The 19,618-nt window shown below is 50.7% G+C and carries 19 protein-coding genes; 6 read left to right on the top strand and 13 right to left on the bottom strand.

What is annotated here, in order from left to right:
* Positions 1-97 precede the first annotated feature (97 nt).
* The 5 genes from trxB to potA form a co-directional block, all read right to left on the bottom strand.
* On the bottom strand, positions 98-1,048 hold the full coding sequence (trxB, locus tag HMPREF2865_RS05915; protein ID WP_049329772.1) for a thioredoxin-disulfide reductase: 951 nt from the start codon (positions 1,046-1,048) through the stop codon (positions 98-100).
* 108 nt (positions 1,049-1,156) lie between these two features.
* On the bottom strand, positions 1,157-2,452 hold the full coding sequence (locus HMPREF2865_RS05910) for an NAD(P)/FAD-dependent oxidoreductase (RefSeq protein WP_070646388.1): 1,296 nt from the start codon (positions 2,450-2,452) through the stop codon (positions 1,157-1,159).
* 148 nt (positions 2,453-2,600) lie between these two features.
* Positions 2,601-3,488, bottom strand: a complete 888-nt coding sequence (locus HMPREF2865_RS05905; protein ID WP_049329770.1) for an ABC transporter permease subunit — start codon at positions 3,486-3,488, stop codon at positions 2,601-2,603.
* Positions 3,488-4,453 carry an ABC transporter permease subunit gene (locus HMPREF2865_RS05900; RefSeq protein ID WP_004520792.1) on the bottom strand — a complete coding sequence of 322 codons (966 nt, stop codon included), beginning with the start codon at positions 4,451-4,453 and terminating at the stop codon, positions 3,488-3,490. The genes HMPREF2865_RS05905 and HMPREF2865_RS05900 overlap by 1 nt, the downstream gene beginning before the upstream one ends.
* A gap of 15 nt (positions 4,454-4,468) precedes the next feature.
* Positions 4,469-5,593, bottom strand: coding sequence for an ABC transporter ATP-binding protein (gene potA / locus HMPREF2865_RS05895; protein WP_049335895.1), 1,125 nt, complete (start codon positions 5,591-5,593; stop codon positions 4,469-4,471).
* Positions 5,594-6,069: 476 nt separating this feature from the next.
* Between potA and radC the strand changes: the two genes are divergently transcribed.
* Positions 6,070-6,744 (top strand): RadC family protein, encoded by a 675-nt coding sequence (gene radC, locus HMPREF2865_RS05890; protein WP_070646386.1) that lies wholly within the window; start codon positions 6,070-6,072, stop codon positions 6,742-6,744.
* 60 nt (positions 6,745-6,804) lie between these two features.
* On the opposite strand, the gene HMPREF2865_RS05885 is transcribed toward radC, so the two are convergent.
* From HMPREF2865_RS05885 to HMPREF2865_RS05870, 4 genes are all read right to left on the bottom strand, one after another.
* Positions 6,805-7,077, bottom strand: coding sequence for an NF038104 family lipoprotein (locus HMPREF2865_RS05885; RefSeq protein ID WP_070646384.1), 273 nt, complete (start codon positions 7,075-7,077; stop codon positions 6,805-6,807).
* A complete protein-coding gene (locus tag HMPREF2865_RS05880) occupies positions 7,065-7,397 on the bottom strand; it encodes a general secretion pathway protein GspG (RefSeq protein ID WP_070646390.1) in 333 nt (110 codons plus the stop codon). Before HMPREF2865_RS05880 ends, HMPREF2865_RS05885 begins: the two co-directional genes overlap by 13 nt.
* A 147-nt stretch (positions 7,398-7,544) precedes the next feature.
* Positions 7,545-8,243: an aquaporin Z gene (gene aqpZ / locus HMPREF2865_RS05875; protein ID WP_036491391.1), complete on the bottom strand. Its 699-nt coding sequence runs from the start codon at positions 8,241-8,243 to the stop codon at positions 7,545-7,547.
* 339 nt (positions 8,244-8,582) lie between these two features.
* Positions 8,583-11,636, bottom strand: coding sequence for a DNA translocase FtsK (locus tag HMPREF2865_RS05870; protein WP_070646382.1), 3,054 nt, complete (start codon positions 11,634-11,636; stop codon positions 8,583-8,585).
* 164 nt (positions 11,637-11,800) lie between these two features.
* Between HMPREF2865_RS05870 and HMPREF2865_RS05865 the strand changes: the two genes are divergently transcribed.
* Positions 11,801-12,478 carry an energy-coupling factor ABC transporter permease gene (locus HMPREF2865_RS05865; protein WP_070646380.1) on the top strand — a complete coding sequence of 226 codons (678 nt, stop codon included), beginning with the start codon at positions 11,801-11,803 and terminating at the stop codon, positions 12,476-12,478.
* A gap of 81 nt (positions 12,479-12,559) precedes the next feature.
* Positions 12,560-12,919, top strand: a complete 360-nt coding sequence (locus HMPREF2865_RS05860) for a CrcB family protein (protein ID WP_070646378.1) — start codon at positions 12,560-12,562, stop codon at positions 12,917-12,919.
* A gap of 49 nt (positions 12,920-12,968) precedes the next feature.
* On the opposite strand, the gene HMPREF2865_RS05855 is transcribed toward HMPREF2865_RS05860, so the two are convergent.
* The 4 genes from HMPREF2865_RS05855 to ppx all read right to left on the bottom strand — a co-directional run bounded on the left by HMPREF2865_RS05855 (position 12,969) and on the right by ppx (position 16,568).
* Positions 12,969-13,595, bottom strand: coding sequence for an NAD(P)H-hydrate epimerase (locus tag HMPREF2865_RS05855; protein ID WP_070646375.1), 627 nt, complete (start codon positions 13,593-13,595; stop codon positions 12,969-12,971).
* Positions 13,596-13,617: 22 nt separating this feature from the next.
* A complete protein-coding gene (truB, locus tag HMPREF2865_RS05850; RefSeq protein ID WP_070646372.1) occupies positions 13,618-14,532 on the bottom strand; it encodes a tRNA pseudouridine(55) synthase TruB in 915 nt (304 codons plus the stop codon).
* Positions 14,533-14,600: 68 nt separating this feature from the next.
* Positions 14,601-14,972, bottom strand: coding sequence for a 30S ribosome-binding factor RbfA (gene rbfA, locus HMPREF2865_RS05845; protein ID WP_003685554.1), 372 nt, complete (start codon positions 14,970-14,972; stop codon positions 14,601-14,603).
* A gap of 87 nt (positions 14,973-15,059) precedes the next feature.
* A complete protein-coding gene (gene ppx, locus HMPREF2865_RS05840; RefSeq protein WP_070646369.1) occupies positions 15,060-16,568 on the bottom strand; it encodes an exopolyphosphatase in 1,509 nt (502 codons plus the stop codon).
* Positions 16,569-16,745: 177 nt separating this feature from the next.
* On the opposite strand from ppx, the gene HMPREF2865_RS05835 reads away from it, so the two are divergent.
* The 3 genes from HMPREF2865_RS05835 (at position 16,746) to HMPREF2865_RS05825 (ending at position 19,482) form a co-directional block, all read left to right on the top strand.
* The gene (locus tag HMPREF2865_RS05835) at positions 16,746-17,369 is read left to right on the top strand and encodes a lytic transglycosylase domain-containing protein (protein WP_070646366.1); all 624 of its coding nucleotides are present in this window, start codon (positions 16,746-16,748) and stop codon (positions 17,367-17,369) included.
* A 201-nt stretch (positions 17,370-17,570) separates the two neighbouring features.
* On the top strand, positions 17,571-18,953 hold the full coding sequence (locus HMPREF2865_RS05830; RefSeq protein WP_070646362.1) for an MFS transporter: 1,383 nt from the start codon (positions 17,571-17,573) through the stop codon (positions 18,951-18,953).
* Between the two features lies 1 nt (position 18,954).
* On the top strand, positions 18,955-19,482 hold the full coding sequence (locus HMPREF2865_RS05825) for a single-stranded DNA-binding protein (protein WP_049332709.1): 528 nt from the start codon (positions 18,955-18,957) through the stop codon (positions 19,480-19,482).
* Positions 19,483-19,618: the final 136 nt, after the last annotated feature.

The raw sequence follows: 19,618 nt of genomic DNA, 5'->3' as shown, positions 1-19,618 counted from the left end.
CTGTTGGGGGAAAGGAATTTTGCAAAGGTCTCAGGCCGTCTGAAATTTCAGATGGCCTTTTGATTATGTTTTAAAGAATAGGACGTAGCTTAGAGGCTCATACGCCGTGGCGGTCGAGCCAACGTTCGGCATCAAGCGCGGCTTGGCAGCCGGAAGCTGCGCTGGTGATGGCTTGACGGTAGGTATGGTCTTTGACATCGCCTGCCGCCCATACGCCTTCGATATTGGTTGCGCCGACATTGTCACCGGTACCGCCTTTGGTTTTCAGGTAGCCGGTTTCATCCATATCGAGTTGACCTTTGAAAATATCGGTGTTGGGTTTGTGGCCGATGGCGATGAAGACGCCTTTTACAGCGATTTCTTCAGTGCTGCCGTCATTGTGTTTCAGGCGTGCACCGGTAACGCCGCTTTCGTCGCCCAAGATTTCATCAACCGAGCTGTTGAGCTTGAGGATGATTTTGCCTTCTTCGACGCGTTGCATCAGCTTGTCCACCATGATTTTCTCGGCGCGGAAGCTGTCGCGGCGGTGAATCAGGGTAACGGTGTTGGCGATATTCGCAAGGTAGAGGGCTTCTTCTACAGCGGTATTACCACCGCCGACTACGGCAACATCTTGTTTTTTGTAGAAGAAACCATCGCAAGTTGCGCAGGCGGAAACGCCTTTTCCGGCAAAGGTTTCTTCGCTTGGCAAACCTAAATATTTGGCAGATGCGCCGGTGGCAACGATGAGCGCATCGCAGGTGTATTCGCCCATATCGCCTTTGAGGGTGAAAGGACGGTTTTGCAAATCAACGGTGTGGATTTGGTCGAAAATCATTTCAGTACCGAAGCGTTCTGCATGGGCTTGGAAACGGGCCATCAGTTCCGGACCTTGTACGCCTTCGGCATCGGCAGGCCAGTTGTCCACTTCGGTGGTGGTCATCAGTTGTCCGCCTTGCTCAACGCCGGTAATGATCACAGGGTTGAGATTGGCGCGGGCGGCATAGACGGCGGCAGTATAGCCGGCAGGGCCGGAGCCGAGGATGATGAGTTTGTGATGGTTGCTCATAATGGTTTCCTTGCTGATGAATGATTGAATTTTGTCGTATCTAAGCTTTCAGACGGCCTGAATTTTACTTGAATCTGCCGCCGTCTGAAATATGTTTGTTGCTTGGGTTTAGTGGCTGTCTTTCCATTGATAGTATTTTGAGCCGAGGAAAGAGCCGAGTTTGCGCAGGAAAGGCTGGGTAATGATGTTGCTGTGGCGCAGTTGCTCAAAAGGTTTCAGACGGCCGTCATCGCCCATGATGGCTTCGGCAATCGCCAAACCGGCAATGCCGGTAATCGCCATGCCGTGTCCGGAATAGCCTTGGGCGTAGAAAACGGTAGGGGCGAGGCGGCCGAAATGTGGGGCGAGGTTGCGCGTAATGTCGCATTCGCCGCCCCAAGAATGCTCGATTCTGACGTCGGCAAGTTGCGGGAAAACTTTCAGCATGTCTTGGCGGACGAGTTCGGTCATGCGGTCAGGATCGTCGATAAACTCGTTGTCTTTGCCGCCAAAGAGCAGGCGGCCGTCGGCGCTGAGGCGGTAGTAGTCGAGGACGTGGCGGTTGTCGCAGATGGCCATATTGTTGCGGATCAGGTCTTTGGCGCGCTCGCCCAGGGGTTCGGTGGCGATGATAAAGGTGCTGACTGCAATGGCTTTTTGTTCCAATACTTTGAATTTTGGGTGCAAACCGGCATAAGTATTGACGGCATAAACGAGGTTTTTGCACTCAACGCTGCCATTGGGCGTATGAACCAGCCAGCCGTTATCGCATGGCTCGATACGTGTCATCGGGGATTGCTCAAAAAGTTGTGCGCCTGCATCGGCTGCCGCTTTGGCAATGCCTAGGGTGTAATTGAGCGGGTGTAAGTGGCCGGATAAAGGATCAAATTGCGCGCCTTGATACATATCGCTGGCAAGTTGCTGCTTCAACGTGGCTTTATCCCAAAGCTGGTAATGGCTTACGCCATAATGTTTTTGGGCGTGTTCGTGCCATTGTTGCAATTCTTCCCAATGCTGAGGACGGACGGCGACGGTCGCGTAGCCGCGTTGCCAATCGCATTGGATGTTGTGTTTTTGAATGCGCGAGTCAACCAGTTCAACGGCTTGCAGAGATTGCTGCCAGAACCATTGGGCCTGTTCCAAACCGACTTGTTTTTCGATTTCTTCCATGCCGCAGGCAAAGTCGCTGATGACTTGTCCGCCGCTTCGGCCTGATGCGCCGAAACCGATACGGGCGGCTTCAAGTACGATGACTTCATGGCCGTTTTCGGCAAGCGGTAGGGCGGTGCATAAACCGGTCAAGCCGCCGCCGATAACGCAGGTTTCAGTTTTCAGACGGCCTTCAAGCGTCGGATAAGACGGATGGGGATTGGCCGTGCTGACATAGTAGGAAGGAAGGTATTCTTTGAAGCTGGGATTGATCATGATTTGAGCTTTAAGTTGGTTTTCACTTCATTGAAATTGGTTTTCAGACGGCCTTAAATGTGGGCTTAGATTCAGGCCGTCTGAAAGGATAAGATGCAGTTAATAAAACAGGCTGTTCCGATGCTTTATCGGACAGCCTGTCTGCATATTAGGCGGCTTTCTCGGCTGCCAATTTTTCTTGGCGGTAGGCTTCGGCAGCCTCGCGTTCCCGTTTGGTTGCCTGACGCATCATCCAGTAGTTGACGACAATAACCAGCGTACCGATGATACCGATCAGGATGGTTGCCAAAACGTTCATCTGAGGGTCAAGGCCGAGTTTGATTTTGGAGAAAATCACTTGCGGCAATGTCGATGAGCCCGGGCCTGACAGGAAGGAGGTAATCACCAAGTCGTCCAAAGACAGGGTAATGCCCAAGAGGAAGCCGGAAGCAATCGCAGGGGCAATCAGCGGCAGGGTAATCACGAAGAAAATCTTCAGCGGACGGGCACCCAAGTCCATTGCAGCTTCTTCCAAGGATTGATCCAATTCCACCAAGCGCGAACGAATAACGACGGTAATGTATGCCATGCAAAGCGTAGTGTGACCGAGGAAGATCGTGAAGAAGCCGCGATCGAAGTAGAGCGATTGCAACAATTCACTGCCTTGCAGGAACATTTGCACCTGAATAATCAACAGTAGCATGGACAAACCGGTAATCACGTCAGGCATCACCATAGGCGCGGAAATCATACCGGCAAACAGGGTGCTGCCGCGGAAGCGCTTGATACGCGCCATAGCGTAACCAGCTAATGTGCCGAGTGCTACGGCGGCAAGCGACGAAACGATGGCGATACGTAATGACAGCCAGGCCGCTTCCAAGATGGTGTCGTTTTCCATTAATGCGCTGTACCATTTGGTTGAGAAACCGCCCCAAACGGTAACCAGTTTGGATTCATTGAAAGAATAGATGACCAAAACCACCAGCGGAATATAGAGGAATGCCAGCGAGAGCAGGAGCATCAGTTTCAAGAACCAGGATAATTTGGTTTTCTGCATTATTTGCCTCCTTCTTCCAATTCGCGGTTTTCATAGTGCTGGAACAGGGCAATCGGTACAACCAGCAGGGCAACCATGACGACGGCGACGGCAGAAGCCAGCGGCCAGTTGTTTTGGTCGAAGAATGCCTGCCACAATACTTTACCGATCATCAGGTTTTCAGAACCGCCCACCAATTCAGGAATCACAAATTCACCGACGGCCGGCACGAAGACCAGCATAGAGCCTGCAATGATGCCTGTTTTGGATAAAGGCAGGGTAATGGTAAAGAACGATTTGATCGGACCTGCGCCCAAGTCGGAAGCGGCTTCGAGCAGACGGTTGTCCAATTTTACCAGTTGTGTGTACAGCGGCAAAATCATAAACGGCAGATAGGCGTAAACCATCACCAAATTCAGCGAGAAAGCATTGTAGAACAGGTCTAAAGGCTCGCTGATGATTCCATATTTGATTAAGAAATTGTTGATGATGCCGTTGTGACCCAATAAGCCCATCCATGCGTAAACACGCAACAGGAAAGAGGTCCAGAAAGGCAGCATGATTGCCAACAGTAGGCCGTTGCGCGCAGCCGGATTGGCGCGTGAAATGGCATAAGCGGTCGGATAACCAATCAGCAGGCAGATGATGGTTGTCGTCAGCGCGGTCTTAATCGAAGACCAGTAGGTCATCAAATAGATATTGCTGTTTTCACTGTCGCCAAACGGATTGAGCGTATTCCAAAAGTTTTGGAAGATGTCGGCGTAGTTCTGATAGCTGATGGCAATGTTCAGACGGCCTAAGTCTTCATCAATCGTCGTCAAAGGCGTAAATGGCGGAATGGCGATTTCTTGTTCGGCAAAGCTGATTTTCAATACGATGGCGAACGGAATCAGAAATAGAATCAAAAGCCAAATATACGGCACGGCAATCACTGCACGCTGTCCAGGACGGCGAAACAGTTTCTTTTTCAGTTTTTTAAGGTCCATTGCATTTCCCTCAAATTAACTGTACAGAGGCGTAGGTTGGTTTTCAGGCCAGCTGATATAGACAGTTTCGTCCCAAGTCGGCGGCGTAATGTTGCGCACATACCAGTAAGGTGCGGGAACTTGGCTTTTGACGACACGGCCGTTGGCAAGTTTGATGTGGTAAATCGCAAAGCTGCCCAAGTAGGCAATTTCTTTGACTGTACCTTGAGCCCAATTGTGCGCACCCAAGTGTTCTGGTTTTTCTTTATGCAAATCAATGTCTTCAGGGCGGATGCTGATCCAGATTTCATGCTCGTTCGGAACGCCCAGGCCGTGGTCGATGCGGACGTGGTTTTCCAAGCCGTCACATTTGACGATGGAGAAATCGGCGCGGTCGTCAATAACGACGCCGTCAAAAATATTGGTTTCGCCGATAAATTCAGCGGTAAAGCGACTGTTAGGGTAATCGTACACGTCGCTAGGTGTGCCGACTTGGCGCAATTGGCCGTCGGACATAATGGCGATACGGGTAGCCATCGTCATCGCTTCTTCTTGGTCGTGGGTAACCATGATACAGGTTACGCCGACTTGTTCCAGCGTGTTGACCAATTCCAGTTGGGTTTGTTGGCGCAGTTTTTTATCGAGTGCGCCCAAAGGTTCGTCAAGCAGCAGAATTTTAGGACGTTTCGCCAGGCTGCGTGCCAAAGCGATACGTTGTTGCTGGCCGCCGGAGAGTTGGTGCGGCTTGCGTTTGGCGTATTTGGTCATTTGTACCAGACGCAGCATTTCTTCCACACGGGCATCGATTTCGCCTTTAGGCATTTTGTCTTGTTTCAGACCGAAAGCGATGTTTTGCTCAACGCTCATGTGTGGGAACAGGGCATAGCTTTGGAACATCATGTTGATTGGGCGTTCGTACGGAGCAAGCTTGGTAATGTCTTGGCCGTCGAGAATGATTTTGCCCTGATTGGGACTTTCCATGCCTGCCAACATGCGCAGCAGTGTGGATTTGCCACTGCCTGAGCTGCCCAAAAGGGCGAAGATTTCATGTTGATAGATGTCCAAGTCGATGTTATCGACAGCGTAATTGTCACCAAACTTTTTCACCAAGCCTTGGATTTGCAAATAAGGTTTGGCTGAAGACGCAGTGGTTGCGGTCATAATGGCAATACTCCAAAAAGAAAGACGAGTACCGGCAAAACGGATTTTCGAATGGGTGATAAAAAGCTGTTTGATTGCTGGCGGGAGTCGGACGGAGGCCGTCTGAAACTCTTGTAAAGCGCACGGGCAGCGTGGATAGAAAGCAGTTTAAGCCTCAGCTTTTGCTCTCGGCAAACTCAATATTATATTAGCCTAAGCCTCATAGGGGCAATATGAAAATGCTTGTATCAGCTGATTTGAAACAAATAGGAAAGGAAAGGCAGGCAGGGGAACAGGATAGCGAAAATGGGTAACGTTGTTTTTCTGCACAAAGTGGCTTAATTATTATTCATATATCTTAAATAATTATTCAAAATAGAATAAAATACGAAAATTGCATTTATTTGCTAAAACCATAATGGATGACGTTTTATATCGGGAGAGGCGGTTTTGCTCAAAATTGAAACTAAATCCGCTATATAAATAAAAGGGAAAACATGAGTATCAAAGAATGGCCCGAAGGGGAGCGGCCGCGCGAGAAGCTCTTGGCGCACGGTGCGGCGGCGTTGAGTGATGCGGAGTTGCTGGCGATTTTGCTGCGTGTCGGAACGCGCGGTATGAGCGCGGTCGATTTGGCGCGTTATTTGTTGGGTGAATTTGGCAGTTTGGGGAAGCTGATGAGTGCGGATGCCAAAACACTCGCTGCTTATAAGGGCATGGGCTTGGCGAGCTATACTCAATTTGCAGTGGTCAAAGAAATCGGGCGGCGGATTTTGGGTGAAGATTTGCAGGAGCAGATTGTTCTGTCAAACCCGAAATCGGTTGCGGATTATCTGCGCCTTCATATTGGGCATGAAAAAATTGAGGTCAGCGTTGCTTTGCTGCTCAACCGTCAAAATCAATTGATTGCGGTACGGGAATTGTCGCGCGGTACAGTGGCGGAAAACACGGTTTATATCCGTGAAATCGTCAAATTGGCATTGGATGAATATGCCGACAGTTTGATTTTGGCACACAATCATCCGGGTGGTTCGGCAAGGCCATCTAAATCTGATGTGCAGTTTACAGAGCGTTTGAAACAGGCTTTAAGTTTGGTCGATATTACGCTCTTGGACCATTTTATTGTAACGGCAAAAGAAACCTGCTCTTTGCGCGAACAGGGCTATATGTAAGGATGAATGTTCAGACGGACTCAGTTAAGATTGGTTACCTTGCTGAGGCCGTTTGAAGGATTATTGCGTTACTTCGTCAGAGTATTCTTTCTTATAGACGATTTCTTCCGATTTTGGCTTTTCTTTGCTCTTTTCTTTTTCTTTATCCTTGTCTTTTTTACCATCGGGAATGGCGGCATCAATCACTGCCCCCGTTCCTTTGACAACCAATTTCCCGGCAGTCAGGACGGTTGTAGCAGCCAAATCGACAGCTGCACCTACAACACAGCCGTTAAGCGTTAGACAAAGGGCAAGTGCCGGAAGCAGGCGTTTTGTGCATCTCAATGACCGCATCCGCAGTGTCCTTCGTGATGATGGTCGCATCCGAGTGCTTCTTGCCAAGCATCATCATCGCCGTCAAATTCTTCAACTTCGTCAAATTCACCGTTTTCTACCATGCTTACCAGCTCTTCCAAGCTTTCTGCGCCTTCTACCCAAAAGCAGGGAATATCGGGTGGTGTGTCAGGTGCAAGCAGGGCGGCTTGTTGGTCGTACCAAGCAATCCAATAGCCGTTTTGCGTTTGTACGAATACGGCATCGGGATGGATGGTTTCGTTTTCGGTATTGACCAGCATTCTGGCGGCGATATCGGTTTGAAAGGGTAAGGTTTGCATGATGGTTTGAGAATGTGGGAAAAGAAAGTATTGTAACATGGCAAAAACAAACGCACCGTCTGAGTCAGGCGGTGCGTTTGTATCTCGGCAACTTGGGTGCGGACGGTTTAAGGTGTCTGCCGCACCGGAAATATCATTCCGTTTAGTTTATTTGTCGTCGTTGTTTGCTAAAACAAAGCGGTAAATAGCCGCGCCAACTGCTGCGCCGGCAATAGGGGCCAACCAGAACAACCACAATTGTTCAACAGCCCAGCCGCCTTGGAACAAGGCAACGCCGGTAGAGCGTGCAGGGTTGACGGAAGTATTGGTCACAGGAATGCTGATCAAGTGAATCAGGGTCAGACCCAGGCCGATGGCGATAGGGGCGAAGCCGGCCGGAGCCAGTTTGTCAGTAGAACCCATGATGATGATCAGGAAGAATGCAGTCAGGACAAATTCGATCAGCAATGCGGCCATCATGTCGTAACCGTTAGGAGAGTGCTCGCCGAAACCATTGCTGGCAAAGCCGGAAGCAACAGCATCAAAACCGGTTTTACCGGAAGCGATCAGATACAGAACGCCCGCAGCGGCAATCGCACCGACAACTTGGGATACGATGTAAGGCAACAGGTCTTTACCGTTGAAACGGCCACCGATGAAGAGGCCGACGGAAACAGCAGGGTTAAAGTGGCCGCCTGAAATATGGCCGACGGCGTAAGCCATGGTCAGTACGGTCAAGCCGAACGCCAAGGCGACACCGGCAAAGCCAATGCCGAGTTCAGGGTAGGCTGCTGCCAATACTGCGCTGCCGCAGCCGCCGAATACCAGCCAGAAAGTGCCGAAAAATTCTGCAAAATATTTTTTCATTTGTTTTTCCTCGTAAAGGTTGGGGTGTTGCCGAGGGCATGAATCATAATAATATTGTTTCTAATCGAAAAACGGATTTACCTGTTTTTTCCGGTCTTGACAAAAGGTCGTCTGAAAATGGTGACAAATGAATAGGGATATATCTGGCAGGTCGAGTTTTGTTTATTGAGGCTGGGTTTATTTAATAGCGAGGCAAATGCCGTTAATGGAAAAGCCTTTGGTTTTGTAGATAATATTATTTACAGATTATTAATTTGATCGGAATCTTTGAACCCATTATCTGATTTAAAAAGGCCGTCTGAAAAGTTTTCAGACGGCCTTGATTTAAGCGAAGATAAATTAATCCAGATGGTCGCTGCTTTGCGCCAAGATGGTACGGTTGCCGTTGTTTTCCGCAGGGGAAACAATACCGTCGGCTTCCATTTGGTCAATCAGGCGGGCAGCGCGGTTGTAGCCGATGCGCAGTTGGCGTTGGATATTGGAAATGCTGGCCTTACGCGATTTCAAGACAACGGAAACAGCTTCGTCATACATGGGGTCGAGGTCGCTGTCGTTGCTGCGGCTGGTGCTGGTAAAGTCCTCGGTCGAACCGCTGCTTAAAATATCGTCGATATAGTCAGGCGCGCCGAATTGTTTCAAGTATTCCACTACGCGGTGTACTTCATTATCAGATGCGAACGCTCCGTGTACGCGTTGCGGATAGCCGGTGCCGGGCGACAGGAACAGCATATCGCCTTGGCCGAGCAAGTTTTCTGCACCCATTTGGTCAAGAATCGTGCGGCTGTCGATTTTGCTGGACACTTGGAAGGCAATGCGTGTCGGAATATTGGCTTTAATCAGGCCGGTAATGACATCCACGCTTGGGCGTTGGGTAGCAAGAATCAAATGGATGCCGGCTGCGCGTGCTTTTTGGGCAAGACGGGCAATCAGCTCTTCGATTTTCTTGCCTGCAGTCATCATCAGATCGGCAAACTCATCTACCACGACCACAATAAACGGCAGTTTCTCCAATGGCTCAGGGTTTTCAGGCGTGAGGCTGAATGGGCTGCTGATTTTTTCGCCACGCGCTGCGGCTTCGGCAATTTTTTGGTTGAAACCGGCAAGGTTGCGCACACCCATAAAGCTCATCAGGCGGTAGCGTTTTTCCATTTCGTTGACGCACCAGTTCAGAGCGTTTGCAGCCAGTTTCATATCGGTTACGACAGGGGCAAGCAGGTGCGGAATGCCTTCGTAAATGCTCAACTCCAGCATTTTCGGGTCAATCATAATCATGCGCACGTCTTCCGGCGTTGCTTTGAAGAGCATGGACAGAATCATGGCGTTCACGCCTACGGATTTACCCGAACCGGTCGTACCGGCAACCAGCAAATGCGGCGCTTTGGCCAAGTCTGTCACAACAGGCTGGCCGGTGATGTCTTGGCCGAGAGCAAGGGTCAGTTTGGATTTGGATTCGGTAAATGCAGGCGAATTGAAGATTTCGCTTAAGCGGATCATTTGGCGTTTTGGATTAGGCAATTCCAAGCCCATGCAGGTTTTGCCGGGGATAGTTTCCACCACGCGGATGGAAGCTACGCCAAGCGAGCGCGCCAAGTCTTTTTCAAGGTTCAAAACGGCACTGCCGCGCACGCCGACATCAGGCTCAATCTCGTAGCGCGTAATGACCGGGCCGGAATAGGAGTCCATCACTTTGACTTTAACTTTGAACTCGGCCAGTTTTTCTTCGATGGTAATGCTGTTTTCCAGCAACTGTTCTTCAGTTTGCGAGGCGCTTGGGTCAAACTGCGGCGGCAGAAGCAGGGCGGTAGTCGGTAGGTGTGCCTCAGTCAGTGTTGCCGAAGCTGGAATAACTACACTTGGCATACTCTCTTGAACGCTTGGTTCTACGGTTTGCATAGGCGTTTCAACGACTGTCTGTGTATATTCAGACGGCATTGTGATTGTTTCAACGGATTCAACGGGTTCAATAGTTTCAACCGCTTGAATAGCTTCTGCTTTCGGTTGTACAGGAGCTTCCGGCTCATTATCGAATTCAGCTTCTTCGACGGCAGATTCACTGATTAAATAATCGTGGATACTGCGTTTAGGCTGATTGCTGACATGCGCATTGACTTGTGCATCAAAAATCGGCACTTGGATTTTATGTTCAAAAGTAGGCGGCTCGGGGATATCAATCGGTGCAATCGAGGTTTGGAAAACAGGCGGCTCCGGAATGTCGGTTTTAGCCATAGGGACAACCGGTACGGCAGGCGGCTCGACTAAGGTTGCGTTTGGCGCGGCAGGTCGGGAGATATAAGGAGATTTTTTCACAGGCGCAGTCGGTTTTGGACGGGACGGCGTTGCCGGTACGGTAGGTTGTGGTGCAACAGCTTCCGTAGCAGCTTGTTTACGCGCCCATCTTTCGGCGGCCGCTTCGGTATGGCGAACTTGACGGCGCAGGCTGGCAGGACGGCTGATTTGTCCCAAGTTGGCCAGAATTTCGTCATTTTCGATGGTGCGCGGAGAGTAGTCGCGCAATGGGGCGACGGCCGCGGCCAGTTTGTGGCGTGCGGCGGTACGGCGGGCAAGGTTGTCGTGAATATCTTCCGCTTGGATTTCAGATGGGAATGCCTGCATGGAAGTATAGGGGAGGATGGCTTCTTTTTCGGCAGTTCTTAAGGCCGTCTGAACGGTTTCGATATGCGGCGCATTGGCTTCTGCCACGCGGACATTATTGGCACGCGCCAAGGCACGTTCGCGTGTGCGGCGCAAGATAGGGTCGTTATAGTCGATGATTTCCATGCCGGTCATCGGCAGGGATGAAGCGCGCAACAATGGGGTTTCAACTTCGTCTTTGTAAATCGGCGCATTTTTTTCGGCCAAATGCTCGTTCCACTCCTCAACCGCAGCTTCATGCAGGGAACGGGTGGCTTCTTCTAATGTGATTTCTTCAAAATCGCTGTTTTGCACCAAAGACGGGCTGTATTCAGGAGCTTCCATCTGTGCAAACGGCGTGATTTTAGGAATACGTTCCGGTTTGGCAGATTTGCGGGGTTTAGGCGCAGTTTTGATTTCTTCTTCGGTAGCTGTGATGTGTTCCAGCTCTTCGGCAACTGGCTCTGCTGCGTGCTCTTCGTTTGTTTCGGCGCGTTGCATTTTATTGTGTTCGAGCTCGGAAAGCAGGCGGATGCGGGCGATTTTATGGTTGTCGGCAGTGCGTTTGTTCATGCTGAATAAACGTTTCAGGCTGTCCAGTTGGTTGGAAAAACCGACCGGGCTGTCTTCTTCGTTTATTTCTTGTTCGTCGCCACTGAGTCGGGCCAATTCTTGGCGCCACTTTTGCTCTTGTTTCTGGCGCCACCAGAACAAGCCGGCTATGACAGCCAGCAGAATTAAAGCCAATATTGTCCAAAGCATGCGTCCATCCCCTTAATTAAACGGCAAAGTCCGTTATTCTAACGCTTTTTTCGGGTAAACAAAACCAGCCGAAACAAGCTTTAACGGCAAAGGCAGACAGGATTGTCAAAGCTATGGCTTGAGACGCGTATAATAGGCCGTCTGAACATTTTGCGGATGAGATGATGATTTTTCAAAACGGATGGTTTCCCGTTGGTGTCGTGATGGCGGCATGGCCTGTGTTGCTGGTGATTTTTGTTTTGTGTGCAAAGCAGGCATGGGTGTCGGTATCGCAGCATCGTTCCGCATTTTTGGTGGCTGCCGTGATGTTGCCGCTGGCTTGGAGTTTGAATGCCTCCCCGGAAAGCGGACAACTGGCCGGCATGAGCTATCATTTGCTTGCCTTGAACCTGACGGCTTTAATGCTGGGCACTTCTGCTGCATTCTGCCTTGGCGTATTGTTTTTTCTTCCATATTTGTGGCTTTGGGGCGATTGGCATATGTTCCCCATCAACGCCTTGTCCGTATTGCTTCCGCCTTTGTTGGTGAACTTGGGTTTCCGCCATTGGGTGTCACGTTTGCCTGCCAATATCTTTATCTTTATTTTTCTGAATGGTTTCTGGGCCGCGGCGGTCGGTATGGTGTTTACCGGCGTAATTTTGGTCGGTTTGTTGGACTGGGCGGATGTATTCGATACGGCGGTATTATGGAAAACCGCTTTTCCTGTTTTCTTCTTAATTGCTTGGGCAGAGGCATTTTTGAGCGGTATTTCAACAGCTATTTTTATCGCGCTCAAGCCGCAATGGATTTGTACTTTCGATGACGACAGGTATTTGAAATCCGCGCCTAAGATTTGGCAATAAGATATGAAGGCATCCTTGCTGGGTTTTCAGACGGCCTAAATGACCGGATGGCCTGTTTTTGAATTGAATTTTTAACTTGTTATGTTTGCGTATATTTTTCCCATTGTTTGCGGTGCCGCTGTCGGGGCTGTATTGCGTTGGCTGTTTGGCTTGGTGCTGGTGTCTTCTGCGCCTTTTTCTATCGATACTTTGGCGGCAAACTGGCTGGGTGCGCTGCTGATTGGTGTATTGGCGGAACTCTTAACCGATCCTCAATGGCGTTTGCTTTGGATTACCGGCTTTCTCGGCAGCTTGACCACATTTTCAGGTTTTTCTGTGGAAATGGTGGGTTTGATGCAGGCCCAACGCTGGGGTATGGCTTTGATGGCAACCTGTCTGCATGTTTTCGGTTCGTTTGGTTTGACGGCGCTGGGGATTAAATTGGCGCAGATTTGGAAGTAAGCAAAAATAACAGGGTGCAAAATTGCACCCTGTTATTTTTTATAGGCATTCAATCAATGCCAATAGGTAAACAGACGGTTTCTTGACAATAGATTTTGCCGGATTCGCTTAAGTGTGCCGGTTTGTAGGCGGCAAAGGTGTAGGTCAGGCCTGCGTGGAATGTATCGGGATCGGCTTCGGCGGTGTCGCAGTTGAGGCCGGTGGGAATATCGAGGGCGATTTTCAGGCCGTCTGCATGATTGAGTTGGCGGCAGAGGGCGGCAATTTCTGATGGAAGGGCGCCGCTGAAGCCTGTTCCGAATATGCCTTCGATAATGATGTCGTAACCTTTTTTCAGACGGCCTTCCAGTTCTTGGACGGTTATCAATTCAATATGGGGCAAACCGTTGAGGCGCTCGCGATTGGTTTGAGCCAAGGGGGAGAGATTTTCTCCGAGTGAAAACAGAATGTCGATGTGCCAACCTTGCGCCTGCATATATCTTGCCATGACTAAGCCGTCGCCGCCGTTGTTGCCTTTGCCGCAAACGATCAGGGCGCGTCCGGCTTGGGGATAACGCTGCATGAGGTCTCGGGCGGCAGAGCTACCGGCATTTTCCATCAGTTGGTCGAAGCTCGTGCCTTTGTCGACGGCTGCTTGCTCGCGTTCGCGCATCTGGGGGGCGGTATAGACTTTCATGATTGGCTCTCTTTGCAGGAAGTTATTTGTCGGCGGTATTCATCAGGCGTAAGGCTTTCAGACGGCCTATTTCTTTTTGATATTCCACCAGCCCGATAAATGTGCCGTCTCGGCTGTATACGCGGATGGGCTGCTCGGCGGAAATGTTTTCGGTAAACTGGGGGCGTTGGCCGTATTTGAGCATGGTAACGGCGTAGTCGTTCAACTCAAGTTTGGGAAAATGTTGCACCAAGACATCGCAAGGCAGCAATAGGGCATCGCGTTCGGCTTCGTCCAATTCTGCCAAGGCTTCGAGCGTGTGGCTTTGGGCAATGGTAAAGCCAGCGGTTTCAGTACGGCGCAGGGCGGTCAGGTGGGCAAATGTGCCGATGTGTTTGGCAATGTCTTCACTGAGGGTTCGGATGTAAGTACCCTTGCTGCAGCGTACGTCTATCACGGCTTTGGGTGCATCAAACTCTGTGATATCAATGGAGTAAATGGTGATATCGCGCGCTTTGCGTTCGATAACGATACCTTTGCGCGCGTATTCGTACAGCGGTTTGCCTTCGTGCTTGAGGGCTGAAAACATCGGCGGCACTTGGCGGATATCGCCCGTTAAAGCTTGGCAGGCCGTCTGAAATTCGGACAATGAAATATCGGCGCGTGCGGTGGCAACGATTTCGCCTTCCGCATCACCTGTGCTGCTGGCTTCGCCCAGTTTCAGCGTGGCGGTATAGGCTTTGTCGGCATCAATCAGATATTGGGCGAACTTGGTCGCTTCGCCGAAACAAACAGGCAGAAGCCCTGTGGCCAAAGGATCGAGTACGCCGGTATGCCCGGCTTTTTCGGCATGGAACAACCGTCGCGCTTTTTGCAGGGCGGTGTTGCTGGAAAGGCCTTCGGATTTGTCGAGGAGAAGAACGCCGTTGACCGGGCGTTTGGTGGGTTTGGCTGTCATATTAAGTAGGGGAGTGTTAATGTTCAGGCCGTCTGAAAGCATTCAGACGGCCTGTATGTTTTAATCAATCAGTCTTCAACCGGTTTTTCCGCCGCTACTTGGTCGATCAGGCTGGAAATGCTCATGCCGCGTTCGAGTGATTCGTCGTATTTGAAGTGCAGCTCGGGCGTTTTGAAGAGTTTGATGCGTTTGGCCAATTCGCTGCGCAAATGGCCTTTGGCGTGTTCCAAAGCTTCTTCGGTAATGTCGCGTGTGCTGTCGTCAAGGACGGTGTAAAACACGGTTGCGTGGCTGTAATCGCGGGTAACTTCGACTTCGTTGATGGTGATGAAGCCTGCGCGCGGGTCTTTCAGGCCGGTGCGGACGAGTTCGGCAAGCTCGCGCATGATTTGTTCTTTGACACGGTCTTGGCGGGCGTAGCCGCGTTGGGGTTTTCTCATGTTTTTCCTTGATGTATGGCAGGCTGTCGTTTTCAGACGGCCTGCGGTTTGGATTTTGAATAGCTGCCTATTATAACGGAGCGCGGTTTATTGTGCTTGAACCGAGAAAGGCATATCAATTTTCTGCCATTGCGCGCTTTCGTAGTCCAGCGCATCGGCAATGAGGGGGTGTTGCTCCAGCCATTGGGCGTTGATGCGCAAGATGAAGCTGTGGTTGTTTTCATCGACGCGAAGCTGGGTTTGCGGCGGCAAATCAAGCGGAAGGCGCGAGCGGCAGAAGAGGGCGGCCAGGCGCAGGGACAATACGGCACACCACATGATTTCGTTGTTGCCGATAATGTCCGCCATTTTCTTGAGGTCGCCGCGATGGCCGATAACCAGTTGCGCCAAAATGGTTTGCTCTTTGCGTGAGAAGCCCGGCATATCGGCGTTTTCGAGAATGTAGGCGGAGTGTTTGTGATAGCCGGTATGGGCAATATCCAAGCCGATTTCATGCAGACGGCCTGCACGGCTGAGGTATTGGTTCCACAGGGCAAGCTCTTGAACGGTTACGTTTTTGGCGTGGCACAGGCTGTTCATGAAGGCTTGCGCGGTATCGGCAACGCGTTTGGCTTGGTTGAGGCTGACGTGGTAGCGTTTTTGGAACTCTGCCGTTGTCTGTTCGCGCATATCGACATTGAGGCTGCGGCCGATTAAGTCGTAGAACACGCCGTCGCGGAGTGCGGCTTCGGTAACGGTCATTTTGGTCAGCGAGAGTTCTTCAAAAGCCGCCATCATCACGGCCAATCCCCCCGCAAAAACTTCGACGCGTTCGGGTTTGAGGTTTTCAAATTTGGCTTTTTTAACCGAACCGGCTTCGATAATCCTATCGGCAAGATAACGCATGCCTTGGGCGGTAATATCGGCTTCTTGAGGCAATTCGGCCGCCAAAACGTCGCGTATGGATTTTGCCGAACCGGACGTGCCGATGGCGAAATCCCAGCCGGTACGCTTCATCAGTTTGCTGATGCGCTGGATTTCGATACGCGCGGCGGAAACGGCGGCTTGGAATTCTTTGGCGGTCACTTTGTTTTGGAAGAAGCGCATGCTGTACGTTACGCAGCCCAAAGGCAGGCTTTCTGTGGTCAGCGGTTGCAAATCCGAGCCGATGACAAATTCGGTCGAGCCGCCGCCAATGTCGATAACCAGCATTTTGTCGCCTTTGGGCGGCAGGGTATGCACTACGCCGGTGTAAATCAGACGCGCTTCTTCACGGCCGGCAATGACTTCGATGGGGAAACCCAGCGCCGCTTCGGCACGGGGCAGGAATTGGGCGATGTTTTTGGCAACACGGAAAGTGTTGGTGGCCACCACGCGCACGTTTTCGGGTTGAAATCCGCGCAGGCGTTCGCCAAATTTCGCCAAACATTCCAAGGCTTGTTCTTGAGAGGCTTCGCTCAGGTTTTTTTGTTCGTCCAAGCCGGCGGCAAAGCGAACCATTTGTTTGAACGAGTCGATGACTTTCAGCTGGCCGTTGTTGTTTTCACAAATTTGCAGGCGGAAACTGTTGGAACCCAAGTCGACGGAGGCTAAAACGTTGGCGGGAGTGGTGGTCATAAAAAATACCGCTTGATTAGAAAAACCTAAATGTTACTTGAGGCGGTATCACTTGACAATAAAATAAAAGGAATACAGCTCTTTGATTCTGCTCATAGATGTATTTTATAATGCTGATTTTAAGCAAATATATCAAAGGCCGTCTGAACTTTTCAGACGGCCTAAAAAGAGAAATACATGAAATCGGAAAACCAAGATTCCTTATTTTTATCGCGCCGCCGCCTGTTGCAAGTGGGCGGAGCCATGCTTTTGACGCCTGCGACCGCATGGGCAGGAGCGCAACGTGAAGAAACGCTGGCCGATGATGTGGCGTCCGTGATGCGCAGTTCGATCAATAGCGCCAGCCCTGCGCGGCTGGTGTTTGCCGATTTGAGGGAAGGGGAGCGTTGGTTGGCGGCGATGTCTTCCCGATTGGCACGTTTCATTCCCGATGAGGGCGAGCGCCGCCGCCTGTTGGTTAATATTCAATACGAAAGCAGTCGTGCAGGACTCAATACACAAGTGATTTTGGGTTTGATTGAAGTGGAAAGCGCGTTTCGCCAATATGCCATCAGCGGCGTGGGCGCGCGCGGTTTGATGCAGGTGATGCCGTTTTGGAAAAACTATATTGGCAATCCGTCGCACAATCTTTTCGACATCCGCACCAATCTGCGCTATGGCTGCACCATTCTGCGCCATTACAACAATATCGAAAAAGGCAATATTGTCCGCGCTTTGGCAAGGTTTAACGGCAGCTTGGGCAGTAATAAATATCCGAATGCTGTATTAGGCGCGTGGCGAAATAGATGGCAGTGGGGTTGATTCGGGATAAATGGGATAGGGCAGATGTTGCGTGATGTTGTTTTTTGTTGAAACCGTTTTATACCGATGAAGCAGGTTTGCGATAAACGGCTTGCGATTTGACCCCATGCAATTCCTTTGAATCCTGTATAATCAGAAAATCTGTTAATTCACACTTTCAGACGGCCTTTCGCAAACTTAAGGCCGTCTGAAACATTATTTATGGCAAGAGATAACCGCATTCAAATGTTTCCGCACGAGTGGCGTGCCAGTACCACACTTTCCGGTGTTTACGCACTGCGTATGTTGGGGATGTTTTTGGTGTTGCCTGTTTTGGCGATGTATGCCGCTTCGTTGCCCGGCGCAGAAAACAATAAAGCGCTGGTCGGTATGGCGATGGGTATTTACGGGCTGACACAGGCTTTGCTGCAGCTGCCTTTGGGCATGGCTTCCGACAAGTTCGGCCGTAAAAAAGTGATTTATGCCGGCCTGATTGTGTTTGCGGCGGGTAGTTTTTTGGCCGCAGTTGCCGACAGCCTGCAGATGTTGGTTGCCGCGCGTGCCATTCAAGGCGCGGGTGCCGTCAGTGCGGCGGTAACGGCTTTGCTGGCGGACTTGACCCGTAACGAAGTGCGGACGCGTGCGATGGCGATGATCGGCCTGAGTATCGGCTTGACATTCTCCGTCAGCCTAGTGCTGGCGCCGATGATTGCCAGCTTTATCGGCGTATCCGGCCTATTTGCGCTGACCGGTATTCTGACGGTAATCAGTATCGTCGTGGTTGCTTGGATGACGCCTGATCCGGAAGTGTCAAAAATGCACGAAGACACGCAGGCGCAGCCTTCGCGTATGGGCGAAGTATTGAAAAACCGCCAACTGCTCAATCTTGACTTCGGTATTTTTGCCTTGCATGCGGCGCAAATGGCTTTATTTACCGCATTGCCGTTTGCCATGACGCAGCTGGGTTTGGAAAAAATCCATCACTGGCAAGTCTATCTGCCTTCAACCATTACCGGCCTGATTATTATGGTGCCTCTGATTATCGTCGGCGAAACGCGCAACAAACTCAAACAAGTGTTTATCCTTGGTATCGTCTGCATTGCCGCGGCGCAAATCGGTTTGCTGTTTGGCATGCACTCGGTATGGTTGATTACCGCTTATCTGATTGTTTATTTTATTGGTTTCAATGTATTGGAAGCCAGCCTGCCGTCTATGGTGTCGAAAATCGCCCCGTCCGATTTGAAAGGCACCGCGATGGGCGTGTATAACACCATGCAGTCGGTCGGCTTGTTTGTCGGCGGTGCAACCGGTGGTTTATTGTTCCAAAAATACGGTTTTGTAGGCGTATTTGCCTTTTGTAGCGTATTGATGTTGCTGTGGCTGGTATTGGCAGTCATTTCGCCGGCACCGAAACCTGTCAAAAACCTCAGCTATCCGCTTAACGCCGAATGGCAACAAAATCCGGATTTGCTCTACCAAAAATTGACTGAAATTGAAGGCGTTGAAAGCATCAGCTTTAGCGCAGACAAGCAAACCGTTTATATCAAGGCCTTGCAAAAAGGATTCGACCAAGAGGCCGCCGAAAAAATTATCACAGGAGTGTAAAATGTCATTGAATAAAGTTATCCTCATCGGCCGCCTAGGCCGCGACCCGGAAGTCCGCTATATGCCCAACGGCGAGGCCGTCTGTAACTTCAGCGTTGCCACCAGCGAAACGTGGAACGACCGTAACGGCCAACGCGTAGAACGTACCGAATGGCACAACATCACCATGTACCGCAAACTCGCCGAAATCGCCGGTCAATACCTGCGTAAAGGCAGCCAAGTGTATCTGGAAGGCCGTATCCAAAGCCGCAAATACCAAGGCAAAGACGGCATCGAGCGCACCGCTTACGACATCATCGCCAACGAAATGAAAATGCTCGGCGGCCGCAACGACAACAGCGGCGGCGCACCATACGATGACGGCTACAACCAAGGCGGCCATTCAAGCCAAAGCAGCTACCAACAAGCGCCACAACAGCAATACCAATCTGCTCCGGCTCAAGAACCCCCAGCCGCCCCAGCCCGTCGTCCTGCTCCGGCACAACCGACTGCTCCGGTTGATGATATCGACGACGATATTCCATTCTAATCATTGAGCAATACAAAAGGCCGTCTGAAAAATATACTTTCAGACGGCCTTTTAAATGATTTAAAAGAAAATCCTACATTTGCACCGAGCCGCTGACGGTCAGAGACCTTTGCAAAATCCCCCAAAATCCCCTAAA

Origin of the sequence: Neisseria sp. HMSC073G10 (assembly GCF_001812605.1) — a bacterium.
In the GTDB taxonomy this organism is placed as follows: domain Bacteria; phylum Pseudomonadota; class Gammaproteobacteria; order Burkholderiales; family Neisseriaceae; genus Neisseria; species Neisseria subflava_A.
This window is presented reverse-complemented; position numbering and strand designations above follow the sequence as displayed.

Excerpts from the sequence above, each read along its gene's own strand:
- HMPREF2865_RS05910 (WP_070646388.1), bottom strand. The coding sequence starts at position 2,452 with ATGATCAATCCCAGCTTCAAAGAATACCTTCCTTCCTACTATGTCAGC.
- HMPREF2865_RS05885 (WP_070646384.1), bottom strand. The coding sequence starts at position 7,077 with ATGCGGTCATTGAGATGCACAAAACGCCTGCTTCCGGCACTTGCCCTT.
- ppx (WP_070646369.1), bottom strand. The coding sequence starts at position 16,568 with ATGACCACCACTCCCGCCAACGTTTTAGCCTCCGTCGACTTGGGTTCC.
- HMPREF2865_RS05870 (WP_070646382.1), bottom strand. The coding sequence starts at position 11,636 with ATGCTTTGGACAATATTGGCTTTAATTCTGCTGGCTGTCATAGCCGGC.
- potA (WP_049335895.1), bottom strand. The coding sequence starts at position 5,593 with ATGACCGCAACCACTGCGTCTTCAGCCAAACCTTATTTGCAAATCCAA.
- truB (WP_070646372.1), bottom strand. The coding sequence starts at position 14,532 with ATGACAGCCAAACCCACCAAACGCCCGGTCAACGGCGTTCTTCTCCTC.
- HMPREF2865_RS05865 (WP_070646380.1), top strand. The coding sequence starts at position 11,801 with ATGATTTTTCAAAACGGATGGTTTCCCGTTGGTGTCGTGATGGCGGCA.
- trxB (WP_049329772.1), bottom strand. The coding sequence starts at position 1,048 with ATGAGCAACCATCACAAACTCATCATCCTCGGCTCCGGCCCTGCCGGC.
- aqpZ (WP_036491391.1), bottom strand. The coding sequence starts at position 8,243 with ATGAAAAAATATTTTGCAGAATTTTTCGGCACTTTCTGGCTGGTATTC.
- rbfA (WP_003685554.1), bottom strand. The coding sequence starts at position 14,972 with ATGAGAAAACCCCAACGCGGCTACGCCCGCCAAGACCGTGTCAAAGAA.
- HMPREF2865_RS05855 (WP_070646375.1), bottom strand. The coding sequence starts at position 13,595 with ATGAAAGTCTATACCGCCCCCCAGATGCGCGAACGCGAGCAAGCAGCC.
- HMPREF2865_RS05905 (WP_049329770.1), bottom strand. The coding sequence starts at position 3,488 with ATGCAGAAAACCAAATTATCCTGGTTCTTGAAACTGATGCTCCTGCTC.
- HMPREF2865_RS05830 (WP_070646362.1), top strand. The coding sequence starts at position 17,571 with ATGGCAAGAGATAACCGCATTCAAATGTTTCCGCACGAGTGGCGTGCC.
- HMPREF2865_RS05825 (WP_049332709.1), top strand. The coding sequence starts at position 18,955 with ATGTCATTGAATAAAGTTATCCTCATCGGCCGCCTAGGCCGCGACCCG.
- HMPREF2865_RS05835 (WP_070646366.1), top strand. The coding sequence starts at position 16,746 with ATGAAATCGGAAAACCAAGATTCCTTATTTTTATCGCGCCGCCGCCTG.
- HMPREF2865_RS05900 (WP_004520792.1), bottom strand. The coding sequence starts at position 4,453 with ATGGACCTTAAAAAACTGAAAAAGAAACTGTTTCGCCGTCCTGGACAG.
- HMPREF2865_RS05860 (WP_070646378.1), top strand. The coding sequence starts at position 12,560 with ATGTTTGCGTATATTTTTCCCATTGTTTGCGGTGCCGCTGTCGGGGCT.
- HMPREF2865_RS05880 (WP_070646390.1), bottom strand. The coding sequence starts at position 7,397 with ATGCAAACCTTACCCTTTCAAACCGATATCGCCGCCAGAATGCTGGTC.
- radC (WP_070646386.1), top strand. The coding sequence starts at position 6,070 with ATGAGTATCAAAGAATGGCCCGAAGGGGAGCGGCCGCGCGAGAAGCTC.